Annotated in this window: 12 protein-coding genes; 8 read left to right on the top strand and 4 right to left on the bottom strand. The window is 42.3% G+C overall.

Annotation, left to right across the window (positions count from 1 at the left end; genetic code table 11):
* The first annotated feature begins 241 nt into the window (after nt 1-241).
* Together H6F42_RS19860 and H6F42_RS19855 are read left to right on the top strand one after the other, a co-directional pair.
* The gene (locus tag H6F42_RS19860) at nt 242-2,167 is read left to right on the top strand and encodes an AAA-like domain-containing protein (protein ID WP_190401118.1); all 1,926 of its coding nucleotides are present in this window, start codon (nt 242-244) and stop codon (nt 2,165-2,167) included.
* Nucleotides 2,168-2,302: 135 nt separating this feature from the next.
* Nucleotides 2,303-5,770: an AAA-like domain-containing protein gene (locus H6F42_RS19855; protein ID WP_190401117.1), complete on the top strand. Its 3,468-nt coding sequence runs from the start codon at nt 2,303-2,305 to the stop codon at nt 5,768-5,770.
* Between the two features lie 43 nt (nt 5,771-5,813).
* On the opposite strand, the gene H6F42_RS19850 is transcribed toward H6F42_RS19855, so the two are convergent.
* Nucleotides 5,814-6,608 carry an RNA methyltransferase gene (locus tag H6F42_RS19850; RefSeq protein ID WP_190401116.1) on the bottom strand — a complete coding sequence of 265 codons (795 nt, stop codon included), beginning with the start codon at nt 6,606-6,608 and terminating at the stop codon, nt 5,814-5,816.
* 108 nt (nt 6,609-6,716) lie between these two features.
* Here H6F42_RS19850 and H6F42_RS19845 point away from each other — a divergent pair, with 108 nt between their 5' ends.
* Complete coding sequence (locus H6F42_RS19845; protein ID WP_190401115.1) at nt 6,717-7,115, top strand: DUF4189 domain-containing protein; 399 nt, start codon at nt 6,717-6,719, stop codon at nt 7,113-7,115.
* Nucleotides 7,116-7,249: 134 nt separating this feature from the next.
* The gene (locus H6F42_RS19840; RefSeq protein WP_190401114.1) at nt 7,250-8,077 is read left to right on the top strand and encodes an A24 family peptidase; all 828 of its coding nucleotides are present in this window, start codon (nt 7,250-7,252) and stop codon (nt 8,075-8,077) included.
* A 23-nt stretch (nt 8,078-8,100) separates the two neighbouring features.
* Here H6F42_RS19840 and H6F42_RS19835 read toward each other — a convergent pair whose 3' ends face one another.
* Both H6F42_RS19835 and H6F42_RS19830 read right to left on the bottom strand, forming a co-directional pair.
* Nucleotides 8,101-9,000 carry a M23 family metallopeptidase gene (locus H6F42_RS19835; protein WP_190401113.1) on the bottom strand — a complete coding sequence of 300 codons (900 nt, stop codon included), beginning with the start codon at nt 8,998-9,000 and terminating at the stop codon, nt 8,101-8,103.
* A gap of 88 nt (nt 9,001-9,088) precedes the next feature.
* Nucleotides 9,089-10,102 carry an MBL fold metallo-hydrolase gene (locus H6F42_RS19830; protein WP_190401112.1) on the bottom strand — a complete coding sequence of 338 codons (1,014 nt, stop codon included), beginning with the start codon at nt 10,100-10,102 and terminating at the stop codon, nt 9,089-9,091.
* A gap of 70 nt (nt 10,103-10,172) precedes the next feature.
* Here H6F42_RS19830 and H6F42_RS19825 point away from each other — a divergent pair, with 70 nt between their 5' ends.
* Nucleotides 10,173-10,328: a hypothetical protein gene (locus H6F42_RS19825; RefSeq protein WP_190401111.1), complete on the top strand. Its 156-nt coding sequence runs from the start codon at nt 10,173-10,175 to the stop codon at nt 10,326-10,328.
* Nucleotides 10,329-10,384: 56 nt separating this feature from the next.
* On the opposite strand, the gene rpsJ is transcribed toward H6F42_RS19825, so the two are convergent.
* Complete coding sequence (gene rpsJ / locus H6F42_RS19820; RefSeq protein ID WP_009625825.1) at nt 10,385-10,699, bottom strand: 30S ribosomal protein S10; 315 nt, start codon at nt 10,697-10,699, stop codon at nt 10,385-10,387.
* 188 nt (nt 10,700-10,887) lie between these two features.
* Between rpsJ and ndhL the strand changes: the two genes are divergently transcribed.
* The 3 genes from ndhL to H6F42_RS19805 all read left to right on the top strand — a co-directional run bounded on the left by ndhL (nt 10,888) and on the right by H6F42_RS19805 (nt 13,512).
* Nucleotides 10,888-11,121, top strand: coding sequence for an NAD(P)H-quinone oxidoreductase subunit L (gene ndhL, locus H6F42_RS19815; protein ID WP_190401110.1), 234 nt, complete (start codon nt 10,888-10,890; stop codon nt 11,119-11,121).
* A gap of 367 nt (nt 11,122-11,488) precedes the next feature.
* Nucleotides 11,489-11,818, top strand: coding sequence for a DUF3007 family protein (locus H6F42_RS19810; protein ID WP_190401109.1), 330 nt, complete (start codon nt 11,489-11,491; stop codon nt 11,816-11,818).
* Nucleotides 11,815-13,512, top strand: a complete 1,698-nt coding sequence (locus H6F42_RS19805) for a hypothetical protein (RefSeq protein ID WP_190401108.1) — start codon at nt 11,815-11,817, stop codon at nt 13,510-13,512. Before H6F42_RS19810 ends, H6F42_RS19805 begins: the two co-directional genes overlap by 4 nt.
* The last annotated feature ends 159 nt before the right edge of the window (nt 13,513-13,671 follow it).

Below are 13,671 nucleotides of genomic sequence, written 5' to 3'. Positions count from 1 at the left end.
GACATAAAACCCAAAAATCGAGTTGCGGCGCTTCGCGCCGCAACTCGATTTTTGGGTTTTGGTTTGTACTAACTAACTCTTGCTTTGCTATATAAAACCTGTGGCGCACGCGCAGCGTGCGCCACAGGTTTTATATTTATTAAGCCGAGGTACTTAATTATTTAGCACTTATATTTTTGAATTATTGGTTCAATATTAAAGTGATAATTAATTAGTTGAAAAGTGAGCTTTGCCAATCCCCATGACCAGCAGTGAAGAAATTCTTGCAGGAAGATATCAAATCATTAAACCTTTAGGTGGAGGTGGTTTTGGGCGTACTTTTTTAGCAAAAGACTTACAACTGCCAAATACTCCCACTTGCGTAGTTAAACAATTAAAGCCTCAATTTAGTAAACCTCAAGAACTGGCGATCGCCAAGCGGCTATTTGATTCTGAGGCAAAAACTTTGCATGATCTGGGAAATCATGATCAGATTCCGCGATTATTTGCTCATTTTGAACAGAAGGGTGAATTTTATCTTGTCCAAGAATTTATTGAAGGGCATACCTTAGACAAAGAAATTGGAAATGGTCGCAAATGGAGTCAATTAGAGCTAGTCACCGCCTTAATCGATATTTTGCAAGTATTAGCTTTTGTTCATAGTTCTCAGGTGATCCATCGAGATATTAAACCCACGAATTTAATGCGCCGCCATAGCGATCGCAAAATCGTTCTCATTGATTTTGGAACCGTTAAGGCTCTAAATAGTGATGTATTGGAAAACTTGCAAGAAGCAAATAATGAAACCAGAACTGTCGTTGTAGGCTCTCTGGTATATATGCCTAGTGAGCAAATGGCAGGACAACCCAAATTTTGTAGTGATATCTACGCTTTGGGGATGATGTGTTTGCAGGCTTTAACAGGTTTAGGGCTTAAAGAATTACCTAAGGATGAGCAAACTAAAGAATACAGTGTCCCCCTTGCCTGTGGTCTGGCTAACGTCAAAATTAACTCAGGTTTAGCTGCGATTATTAGCAAAATGGTGTTTTATGACTACCGCCAACGCTATTTAGATGCTAAGGAAACTTTACAAGATTTAGCCAAGCTTCTCAAAAATTCTAATGCCGTCACTACTCTAACTCTAAAATCTACTTCCCCATCACCCTTTGAGTTAGAAGAACCAGCAGGACAAATCGAAATAGGTTCGCGCTTTTATATTCAGCGACCGCCCATCGAAAAAGATTGCGGCGAAACGATTCTCCGAGCAGGCGCACTCATTCGGATCAAGGCTCCTCGCGAAATGGGTAAGTCATCTTTGTTAACGCGTACTCTTGCCTATGGCAAATATAAAGGCTATAAAGTCGCTCATTTATATTTTCAGCAAGCAGATAGTGATGTGTTTGGTGAACTAGATATATTTCTGCAATGGTTTTGTGCGAGTATTGCCGCTGAGCTAAATCTAGAAGACAATTTAGAAGAATACTGGCAAGGCGTATTGGGAAGTAAAAATAAATGTACAAAATATTTTCAGCGCTATCTGCTCTCGGTTACAGATGTGCCTTTGGTATTAGGACTCGATGAAGTGGATTTAATTTTTCAATATCCCAAAATTGCCTCAGATTTTTTTGGATTGCTGCGAGCTTGGCATGAAAAAGCCAAAAACGAAGAGATTTGGAAAAAGCTACGCCTAGTAATTGTTCATTCCAAAGAAGTTTATATTCCCTTAAATATTAATCAGTCTCCTTTTAATGTAGGACTGCCGATTGAGTTGCCTGAACTCACCTTGAATCAACTTGCAGATTTGATAAAGCGACATCAACTTGATTGGCAAGCTAGCCACATCCATCAATTAATGCTCCTTACGGGTGGACATCCCTATCTCGCGAGACAGGCTCTCTATCAAATTGCAAGAGGAAGAACAAATTTGGTGGAATTAATCCAACAGGCTACGACGGAAGACGGCATCTATGGCAACCATCTCCGTCGTCAACTTGTTAATTTGCAGGAAGATCCCGAAATGCTAGCTGCTTTTCGAGAACTGGTATCCAGCGATCGCCCTTTACATTTAGATAGTCGCATCGCCTTTAAGCTGAGGAGTATCGGTATGGTTAAATTTCAAGGAAATCTAGTTATTCCAATGTGCGATCTTTATCGTCTATATTTTCGTCAAAGTTTAAGAATTGAATAGGATGATTGGGGTAGCCAGTTATGTTTAGGACAAATCCAAAACCGAAAAGAGAGATGCAGCGCTTCTCGCTGCATCTCTCTTTTCGGTTTTGCGCTCAATCTATTTGGCTAGAGTTCTTTTACATAGATTTAAACAATGCTCTTAAATAAGAACACATATCTCTATCAAGTGGGCGGCAGTCTAGCCTTAGACTCACCCACCTATGTAGAAAGACAAGCTGATAAAGACTTATATGAGAATTTAAAGGCGGGACAATTCTGTTATGTGTTAAATTCTCGCCAGATGGGTAAATCTAGCTTGCGGGTTCGCACGATGAGACGATTGCAAGAGGAGAGTTTTACCTGTGCGGCTGTGGACATTACGGCGATCGGTACATCGGATATTACGCCCGAGCAGTGGTATGCGGGGCTAATTGATAGTATTCTCAGTAGCTTAAATTTATATAATTCCTTTGATTTGGAGGAATGGTGGGAAAAAAATACGCTACTGTCACCAGTCCAGCGCTTTGGCAAGTTTCTGGACGAAGGACTTCTCAAAAAGATATCTTCCCCAATTATTCTATTTGTTGATGAAATTGATAGTATTCTTAGCCTTAATTTTCCCGTTGATGATTTCTTCGCCTTGATCCGTGAATCCTTTAATCGTCGAGCTGATCGCATTGCCTACAATCGCTTGACTTTTGCGCTTTTTGGGGTGGCGACACCTGCCGATCTCATCCAAGATAAGCAGCGCACACCTTTTAACATTGGTCAAGCGATCGAGTTAAGGGGCTTTCAGTTAAAGGAAGCAAAACCCTTAATGCGAGGATTAATCTCAAAATCTCAAAATCCTGTTGCTGTCCTCAAAGCGATCCTTGCCTATACGGGAGGTCAACCCTTTCTCACCCAAAAAATCTGTCAAATCATCTTGACCTCATCCGACTCGATTCCCCTAAACCATGAACTCGTATGGGTCAGTAACTTAGTGCGATCGCGCTTAATTGATAACTGGGAAGCTCAAGATCAGCCTGAACACTTTAAAACAATTCGCGATCGCATCCTCTGGAGTAGCGAAAATCGACAGGGTAAATTGCTGGGTTTATATCAACAGATTTTAGTCTCCGAGCCATCTTTGAAAAAAAATATTGAAGGTGGGATTATTGCCGATGATAGTCCTGAACAAACAGAATTAAGAATTACAGGACTAGTAGTGAAGAGAGAAGGCAAATTAAGAGTTTACAATCCCATTTATGCAGCTATATTTAATCTCAATTGGGTAAATCAAGCTCTTGCTAACTTGCGACCCTATGGAGAAGCTTTTAAAGCTTGGATGGACTCAACCTGTCAAGACGAGTCTCGATTACTTCGCGGACAGGCTTTGCAAGATGCCTTAGGTTGGTCAGTAGATAAACATTTGAGCAACTATGACTACCATTTCTTTTCGGCTAGTCAAGATCTGGAGAAAAGAGAAGTAGAAATGGCTTTACTCGCTCAAGCCGAAGCTAATCAAATCCTCACGGCGGCAAAGCGAAGATTAGAAAAAACCTTAGAAGCAGAACAAGAGGCAAAAATTAGATTGATGGATATGCAACAGAAACTGCAAGCCAGTTTAATGGAAGCAGAAGTTGTACTTAAAGGTGCATCGGCTAAGGCAACATTCATACTCAATCAACATTTTGAATCTTTGATCGAGTCCATGGAGGCGGGCAAAAAGCTCCAGAGATTAGAAGCCTCTATCGGAGAAAGATCTAGCCTCCGAATGCATGGCATTACGGCTCTACATCAAGCTGTTTACAATGTGCGTGAATACAATTACATTGCGGCTCATCTCGATATTGTCACCGCGATCGCCATGCATCCTCATGGCTCCCTGATGGCTTCGGGCAGTAGCGATCGCACAATCAAAATTTGGGATCTCAAAGGCAACTTCAAACAAACCTTGGTTGGACATTCCAACTGGATTACTAGTCTGAGCTTTAGCCGTAATGGTCAAAGTCTCGTTTCGGCGAGCCGTGATGGCACGATTAGACTATGGAAAATGGATCGACTAACCAAGCTATATAACGAGAAGCCTTATCAAATTCTTAAGGATCATCAAGCTCCAGTGTTAGCCGTAAAGTTCAGCCCTACGGATGCCGTATTTGCATCCTGTGGCGAAGATGCGAAAATCAGGTTATGGCAAGATGATGGAACTCTATTTAATACGTTTAATGGTGGTCATTCTAAATGGATAACCTGTATCTGTTTTAGTCCAAATGGCGATCGCCTAGTTTCAGGTAGTGCCGATCAATCCTTGATTATCTGGAACATCAACGGCTCACTTATTAGAACTATTAAAGCCCATGATCGATTTATTGAAGATATTGATATATCGCCATCAGGAAGAATTATCGCATCTGCTAGCCGTGGTCAAGATATTAAGCTTTGGAATATGGAAGGCAATCTAATCGCCGCTCTTGAAGGTCACACCGATAAGGTTTTAGGAGTGAAATTTCATCCTGCTGGCACATCTCTTGCTTCTGTTAGTAGGGATCGGACTATTAAGATTTGGGATTTACAGGGAAACTTACTAAAGACTCTATTGGGGCATAGAGGTGGAGTCCATACTATCAACTTCAACCATAACGGTAGTACGATGATATCAGGTAGTCAGGATACCACCATCAAGTTTTGGCGGACTGCTGGGAACTCGCTACCCCAATTAGTAGGACATACTGATGAAGTAAATTCTGTTGCCTTTAGTGCGGACGGTTATTTTATCGCATCCGCTAGTAGCGATCTTACGGCTAAGATTTGGCTCCCTAACTCAAAACTTATGACTACTCTTGAGGGGCATAAAGAAAGCGTAAATAGTGTATGTTTTAGTCCCGATGGTGAATTGATATTATCGGTTAGTTCCGATCGCGCCATCAAAATTTGGAATAAGAAGGGAAGTTTAATTAAAAGTATATATAACGAACATGCAGCTTCTGTTTACAGTGTGGCGTTCCGTAGTGATGGAGAATTATTCGCGTCAGCTAGTGCCGATAGCACCGTTAAACTATGGACAAGGAATGGAGAATGGATACATATATTAGCCAGTCATTCTAACGCTGTTTATCAAGTCTGCTTTAGTCCTGACGGTAATATGTTAGCCACAGCTAGCCAAGACAAAACAATTAAGTTGTGGCATTGGGATGGAACTTTGTTAAATACTTTAGTTGGACATACGGGAGAAGTTTATAGCGTCTCTTTCAGCCCCGATAGTCAAACCATTGCGAGTGGAAGTAAGGATGGGAGCATTAAAATCTGGAATCTGGATGGGAAAATCCTAAAAAGTATGAATGAACATAATGCGGAGGTCAGGAGTGTGTGCTTTAGTCCTGATGGTAATACTCTTGCGTCTGGGGCTAGCGATCACCATGTTAAAATTTGGAGTTTAGATGGCAAAGATCTTTTAACTCTACAGGGGCATCAAGCAACGGTTAAAAGTGTGTGTTTTAATCCCCAAGGAGACATCCTTGCTTCTACAAGTGTGAATGGCAGCGTCATTTTATGGGATTTTAGCTTAGAACATTTAATGGAATTAGGAAGCCATTGGGTTCAAGAGCATCTTGATACCTACTCCATCCCTAGCATAAGATAATTAAGCCCAAAGAGGAAGGGCGGCGCTTTGCGCCGCCCTTCCTCTATAAATTATTGAGATTTTGTCGCTTTGCTTCATAAAGCAATAGCGCTGCACAAATAGCCACATTCAAAGATTCCACCCGATCGCTTTGAGGAATAGATACGGCTTCATCCGCAAGGGCTATTAGCTCATCGGATAAGCCATTGCCTTCATTTCCTAAAAGAATTACCGTGGGTTGTGTAAAGTCATAATCCCAATAGGTTTTCTTTGCATTAGGTAAAGTCGCGATCGCTTTGACTCCCTGCGCCTTTAATTTACGAATATCATCGGTAAGGGAATTAGAAGTCTGCATCGCACAACGAAACCATTGACCTGCGGTGGCGCGAATGATTTTGGGATTAGTCAAATCTACACTGTCACTACTAACTAACATGCCATCAAGACCAACCGCCACTGCCGATCGCACGATCGCGCCAATATTGCCGGGATCTTGAATTGTTTCAAGGGCTAAGCCCAAATTCTTGATATGGGCAATTTCTCCCGATGGCAAAAAGGCCGCCGCAATTACACCATCAGGATTTTGGGTAGTGGCGATCGCTTGCAGCACTTCCTCAGAAACTATTTCTAATCTATCTATCTCATCAGTAAAAGCTTCTATTTGTTGGTATAAATCTGGATTAGTGGAAATCCATTTTTCTGTACAGCAAATTATCGATAGCGGATAAGCTGTGGCGATCGCTTCCGTTAAGGCATGGGTTCCTTCTATTAAAAAAAGCCCTAATTCTTTACGATTTTTGGCATTCTCTCCCAGCGATCGCAATTGTTTTACTAATGGATTTTTGGTGCTTGTGAGCAAATTGTGACTCCCATTGTTTAAAATATGCTAACTAACACATCGCTAGCATAATTGGCATATTACTATAGATGCTATAAGGTTTTACCCACACAAACGGCAGGACAATTTATGTTTAAAAGTTTCTGGCAATCTCTAGCGATCGCTGCGGCTGTTGCAATTCCGACCATTTCGCTAGGAGCCGTCGAGGCAAATGCCCAAAATAGTTATGGAGCTATTGCGCGATCGCCATCAACTCAAGATAAAGGCTATTCTTGGAATTATCGCACCCGTGCAGCGGCTGAAAATCGTGCGTTAAGCGAATGTGAAAGCTTGGCAGGTACTGGAGATTGTCGGGTACTAATCTGGACTCGCAATGCCTGTATGTCAATCGCTGAAGGTTCTAATGGTGCAGCAGGTTCTGGTTGGTCAACCGATGAGAGACAAGCAGAAAGAACTGCTCGTAAGGTATGCCGCGACTATGATGGGGTAAATTGCTCAGTCACCCGCACAATTTGTTTGCCTTATTAAACAAGAAGGGCAGCGCTTTGCGCCGCCCTTCTTTTCTCGATCAAAACCCCAATAAGCTTATTTCCTCGCAAAGCGAGGAAATAAGCTTATTGGGGTTTTATATTTAATATTGCTTACCTACTTACCTTAAATCTTTGCTATTAATCGAATCTCTTTTTATACAGGGTTTGGCGATCGCCATAGGAGCTTGTATTGGTAGCTTTTTAAACGTAGTGATCTATCGAGTTCCTGCGGGGTTGTCCATCCTTTATCCCCCATCTCGTTGTCCCCATTGCCTACGCCCACTGGCTCCTCGCGATAATCTACCCGTGATTGGCTGGTTTTTAATTAAGGGTAAATGTCGCTATTGTCATACCCCCGTTTCATGGCGCTATCCTGTGATCGAAGCTTTAACAAGCTTCTTATTTTGGTGTGTAGCAGCTTATTTCGGCACTTCGCAACCAGTTCCAGTTTTATGCTTTTATGCCCTATTTCTCAGTTGGCTATTGGCTCTCGCCATGATCGACATTGATACGATGACTCTGCCCAATTCGATCACCCAGTCTGGTTTAGGATTGGGACTGATCTATCAAGCTAGTTTAGTTTTTGTGAACACAGGCGATCGCACCAATCTGGCAGGACATCTCATTTTTGGCATCGGGGGCGCAGTTTTAGGGATTTGGCTACTGGATATCATGCGAATTGCAGGAAGAGTATTTTTGCAAAAGGAAGCGATGGGCGGCGGAGACCCCAAACTTGCGGCAATGATCGGGATGTGGCTCGGCTGGCAAAATATTTTGCTGACGATTTTATTAGCGTCCGCGATCGGGACTCTGGTGGGAGCGATCGCCCTATTGCTCAAAAATATAAGCAAACAACAACCAATTCCCTTTGGTCCCTTTTTAGCTGTAGGCGGCGCAATTTCCCTGTTTTTTGGCAAAGATATTCTTAATAACTACCTAAGCTGGTTTGGAATTTCTTAGAGTAATTCACTTCTTGAGTTTGTTTATTCCACCCCTTCATAGCGCCATGCCACAGGATCGATCGCTTCACCATTAACATACAAACCCCAATGCAGATGCGGACCCGTAACGGCTCCAGTTGCACCGACTGCCCCAATCACCTGACCAGCCTTAACGTAATCCCCTTCCTTCACATATATTTTGCTGAGATGCAAGAAAATACTAGCCACACCCTGACCATGATCTAAGCCAATCGTATTGCCATGCAACACAAAGCCCTGATCCACAGTTCCCACTAAGCGGATATAACCCGACGCAGGCGCAACCACTGGAGAACCTGTTCCGCCAGCGTAGTCCACACCTCGATGGTAGTAGTCATTAGCAAATTCGCCATTGTAATAACGCCGTACCCCATATCCCGTAGTAATTTCGCCTTCATTAGGTCGCAAGAAAGCCCCATTCCAAAGCTTTTGCGGTGTGACTAATTTCTTAAATGCCGAAACCTTATCCCATTCATAATCTGTCGGCTCCGAGCCACTGCCCGAATCATTCAGCCAAATACTTTGCGTCGGAAATTGGCGATCGCCTACCTGCATTGGTAAAACCTGCTGAAACCCTTCGCCTGTGACCACGACATTACGTGATCCTGCCTTATCAAGGGGTGTAGTCGGTATAAAAGCTCGCCAGCGATTCTGGGCGATCGCAAATACAGGAAATTGCTTTTGATTAACCGACACCGTAGGCATAGCTCCCACTTGGTTAGTGGCAATCCAGACAGATACCGTTTCCCCAAGCTTAGGGTTATTCGGCTTCAGCATGGCTTGCAGTGCATCAGCCTGAGATACGCCAATCAAGATCGTGGCGATCGCTGATAGCAAACTTAAACCAATTAGCAAAGGCAATTTGAAAGATAGCTGGAAGGGGAACTTATAAGAACGCAGCATGATAGCAACAGTTAATAAACAACTGAAATAGATATTTCCATCCCCAAAATAATGTTGTGGCGCTTTGCGCCACAACATTATTTTGGTTTTAAGGAATTAGGGGAATAATTTTGCTACGAGTAAACTGTTCGTAGGCAGACTCTAAATTTAAGGGATATATGCCTTTAAATTTGTAGTCTTTGTACGCATCAGGTACTTGGGCGAATTTCTGAAGGACTTGCTCCTTGCTTAAAATCTGGGCTTTCCACTCCAGCGCAGTACGCTCTAGCCAAGAGAAATAGGCTTGTTGAGATTGTAAACCAGTCACATCCGTGACATCCCCATGTCCGGGAACAACCTTGGCTTCGGGATAAGTCGCAATTAGGCGATATAGACTGCCTTGCCATTGGCGAATATCGCTATCGCCAGTGTAAGGAATACGCTTATTAAAAACCATATCACCCGTAAATAAGACCTTTGCGTCAGGTACATAGGCAACTAAGTCAGTTCCCGCCGAATGACCATCTACACGCTCAATTCTGACTTGGCGATCGCCTAGCCAAAGATCGGTTTGACTATTAACAATTACGTTAGGTGGAGTTACGCCACCAGTGTTATTTTTGCCGCTTTGGATATATTCACGGATAACCCCACGCCCCATCACAGGAATTTCACGCTTTACAAAGGCGCTATTGCCGCCTGTATGATCGAAGTGGTAATGGGTATTAAGCACATATTTAATAGGCTTATCAGTGAGTGATTTCACAGTGGCGATCATCAGTTCCGCCAGTTCAGAAGTCTGAAAAGGATCGATCACCAGTACGCTATCACTACCGATGATAAAGCCGCCATTACAAATTGCTACCGCAGGACTGGCGGGAGGAAAATCAGTACTGGCAATCAGTGCATAAACACCTTGAGCAACTTCTTGGAGTTGCAACCCTGCATTTTGCAAGCTGACGGTTTTAGGAGTTGAGTCCGCAGGCTGAGTCTGCGCTAGTTTAGTTACTTGGTTTTGAGCTTGAATAGGCATTTTGTCATGACCGAAGAGCATGACTGCTATAGCAGCGATCGCCGCTAGGGCAAACGCTAAAAGGTACTTAAGTCTTAGCTTTTTCAGCATTTTAATTCCTCAGAGCCAGATGTTAAGCTCTCTCATTTCTCCCCTAGTTTAAACCAAATAACTCAGATATTTGAGTTGTCGCATTTTATACCGTAATCCCAGAAAGCCCAAAAAGGCGATGCGATCGCGCCGCCTTTTTGGGCTTTCTGGGATGCCGCCATTTGGTGGACGCAAAAGCAAGAGGCGGCGCAATGCGCCGCCTCTTGCTGAGACTAAAGCCCAGTAAATAGAGGAGTCACCAAGTGTCTACTCTGTTTACTGGGCTTGATTTAAAGTTGCACTTTAGAGCTTCACTTCAATATCTACACCAGCAGCTAAATCTAGCTTCATGAGAGCATCAATGGTTTTTGCAGATGGTTGATAAATATCGATAATGCGACTATGAGTGCGAGTTTCAAAATGTTCGCGAGAGTCCTTATCTACGTGGGGAGATCTGAGAACGCAATAGATACGACGACGGGTTGGCAGAGGAATAGGGCCAACAGCCGCAGCGTTTGTACGATTAGCAGTTTCGACGATTTTTTCGCAGGATGAATCTAGCAGGCGATGATCGAAAGCTTTTAGACGAATCCGAATCTTTTGTTGTTGAGGTGCCACAGTCTTAGGAATGTATTCGGGTAAATTTTCAGCGTTTCTTATGTTAGCACCCTAACAATCTAAAATCAAACAAACCCCAAAAGCAATTTTAAAGTTTGTGATGCCCAAGGCATCGCAAACTTTAAAATTGCTTTTTTGAACTGTTACAATCTTTAATCAGACACAACTACACAAACCTTTCTAGAAATATGTCGTTTCTTTCGCCTGATCCTACTCTCTATGCTGTAGCCGCTTACGCAGCGATCGCAGGTGCATATTTGTTGGTAATCCCTTTGATAGTGTTGTTTTATTTCAAAGCGCGTTGGTATAAAACAGGCTCGGTCGAACGAGTAATACTATGCTTTTTTGCCTTCTTCTTCTTTCCCGGATTGTTGCTGATCTCGCCTTTCTTCAATTTTCGTCCCCAAGCAAGACCAGTTTAAGTTGCCTAACTATAGCTGTTGCCATTTTAATTAGGTCACAAAACCCGAAGACGAGTTACGGCGCTTCGCGCCGCCACTCGCTTCTTGGGTTTTGATTTGTCCTAATGCAAGTGACTACAGCTATACCTAACATTAGGTAGCGCAACCCTACAGCGCCTTGCGTTTCCAGCCAAATCGAGAAATTTTTTGAAAGTGTTGCTTTGTAATCATTAGGACTTACGCATTGGGTAGATGTGACGCGGGCTTCGCCCGCGTCACATCTACCCAAAACCCACTAAATCCGTTAGCTTTGCGTAAGTCCTAACCCTTTCAATGTTTTGGTGTTTTTGATTAAAAAATTAATAAAAATGTTTTAGAGATTAAATTCATGCGTCGTATTGATGCCATAGCAATTGTTTCGGCTTTTTTTGTATTTGGAGGAGTTGTTTTTGGCATTTTTCGCGCTTTTGGGCTAGATACCAATAATGCGGGAGTTTGGAGTCAAGTTGTTTTAGTCGGTGTGCTGATGGCTTGGGTTTTTACCTATGTATTTCGAGCCATTACGCAAACTATGACCTACAATCAACAGCTAGATGATTACAAAAGAGCGGTTTTGGCTAAACGCTTAGAAGAAATGTCGCCCGAAGAGCGAGAAAAGTTGCTTGCAGAAGTTGAGGCGGAAAAGAAATTAACGCAAAATGCCACTACAGATGAATGAATCAACGATCGCCTTACTATTCTCTATTTCATCCTAAGCCGCTAGCGAGGCGGGTGAATTCTTTTGGCTTTCCCAGAGATTTGGGTGATCGCTATCAAATAGTGCAGAAATGGCTAGGCTTTGCGGAGGCAGGGCAGCCATCCAACCTAATTGCCGAGGCGCAATTTTTACATGATATTTTTGTTGATATTTTGGGATATAAATCTCCGTTTGAGACTAACGGGGGCAATTGGGAACTAGAACTACATCCTAAGCCCGCCCTAGGATTTTTTACGGAAACTGCGGTTAATGTTATTGCCGAAATTAGGGTCAATACTGCCGAAGAAGGGGCGATCGTTAAGCCCCCACCCGAACATGAGACGACAGAATGGCTAATTGTTTTAGACTATCGGGAAATTTGCCTTTATCATCGCGATGTATCGGGCTTGTTTTGCCAGAGATTTTCTTGGGAGTCGTTAGCAGATTTAGAACAACTCAAGGCTTTTTATTTTGTATTGTCGCGACGGACATTGTTAAGGGGAATCGCTAATAGTGAAGAGCGATCACGTACTTCTCAATTACTTGAAGAGTCTCATCAGCTTGAAGCGGAAGTTCTCAAAAATTTTTACAGTCACTATTACAAAATTCGTAGTCAACTGATTAAGGATTTTCGCTATCGTTTATTGTTACTAGCTCAAGCCCCAAATCCTCATCAATCAAGTTTAGATAATCAGCCGCAGATCAAAATAGAAGATGCTATATCTATAGCGATTTATCAAGCTCAGAAATTATTAAATCGCATTCTATTTGTCGCCTGTTGTGAAGATCGATCGCTTCTACCAGCAAACTTAATTAAAGATGCTTACGAATTTGTTAATCCCTATGTCGAACAGCCTATTTGGGAGAATTACAAAGCAATATTTAGTTGGGTACAAAATGGCAATTCTCATTACCAGAACCCTGTAAGAGCCTATCCATTTAGTCTCTTTGAAAGCGATAGTATTTTAGATAATTCTCTCTTTGTGGGCGATGAGCTATGCCGTCAAATTAAAGAAATTGCGCGGTTTGATTTTCACGAAGATATTACCCGCCATATTCTGACCTGCCTTTTTGATGAATCAATTAAGGAGCTATCTCAATACCGTAAAGATTTGGGCAATCTCAGTAAGCGGAGAACCCCCAAATTGCCTTGCAAAACTATTTTGCAGAGTGAATCCGTGATTCTTACTTTGCAACAACATTTAGGTTTAAAAAAAGATTTGGTAGAAGGCGATCGCCATGAGAATAACTTGCAAGATACGTTAGCCTATTGCAAGGAATATCAGCAACGTCTCTTAAATATTAAAATCCTGCATCCAAAATGTGGGGCGGGAGTTTTCTTAGCAACAGCTTTAGAATTTTTAATCTCCGAGCATGAACGCATTCACTATTTGCTAACTAAATTCTCTGATGAATTTAGCAAAAATGAGGAGATTGTCCACAAGACTCCTTCCGAAGTCTTATTGCATATTTTGCAGCATAATTTGTTTGGCTGTGATGTGGTAGAAGAATCCGTAGAAATGACTCGTCTCTGTCTCTATTTAAGGGCGCTAGAAATTAATCCCTCTCTAACTAACTTCGATCGCAATATTCAACTGGGAGAGCTAACAACCTGCGATTTTGGCGAAGAGTTTCAAATTGCTAGCGATAAAGGTGAATTAATAATCTTGAAATAACTAGGACTTACACAAAAAAATAAGTAATTTAGCTTACTCTCTTCCTCTTATAAAAATAGAGATTAAAACCCAAAAATTAGTGAGGTGACGCTTTGCGCCGCCTCACTAATTTTTGAGTGAGAACGGAATAAGAGAAGTCAAAGACAATAAGCTAATTCA

It is taken from the genome of Pseudanabaena sp. FACHB-1998 (assembly GCF_014696355.1).
In the GTDB taxonomy this organism is placed as follows: Bacteria; Cyanobacteriota; Cyanobacteriia; order Pseudanabaenales; family Pseudanabaenaceae; genus Pseudanabaena.
This window is presented reverse-complemented; position numbering and strand designations above follow the sequence as displayed.

Bases quoted from the DNA above. Each gene is read 5' to 3' on its own strand.
- H6F42_RS19860 (WP_190401118.1), top strand. From the start codon at position 242: ATGACCAGCAGTGAAGAAATTCTTGCAGGAAGATATCAAATCATTAAA.
- H6F42_RS19855 (WP_190401117.1), top strand. From the start codon at position 2,303: ATGCTCTTAAATAAGAACACATATCTCTATCAAGTGGGCGGCAGTCTA.
- H6F42_RS19845 (WP_190401115.1), top strand. From the start codon at position 6,717: ATGTTTAAAAGTTTCTGGCAATCTCTAGCGATCGCTGCGGCTGTTGCA.
- H6F42_RS19835 (WP_190401113.1), bottom strand. From the start codon at position 9,000: ATGCTGCGTTCTTATAAGTTCCCCTTCCAGCTATCTTTCAAATTGCCT.
- H6F42_RS19830 (WP_190401112.1), bottom strand. From the start codon at position 10,102: ATGCTGAAAAAGCTAAGACTTAAGTACCTTTTAGCGTTTGCCCTAGCG.
- ndhL (WP_190401110.1), top strand. From the start codon at position 10,888: ATGTCGTTTCTTTCGCCTGATCCTACTCTCTATGCTGTAGCCGCTTAC.
- H6F42_RS19810 (WP_190401109.1), top strand. From the start codon at position 11,489: ATGCGTCGTATTGATGCCATAGCAATTGTTTCGGCTTTTTTTGTATTT.
- H6F42_RS19805 (WP_190401108.1), top strand. From the start codon at position 11,815: ATGAATCAACGATCGCCTTACTATTCTCTATTTCATCCTAAGCCGCTA.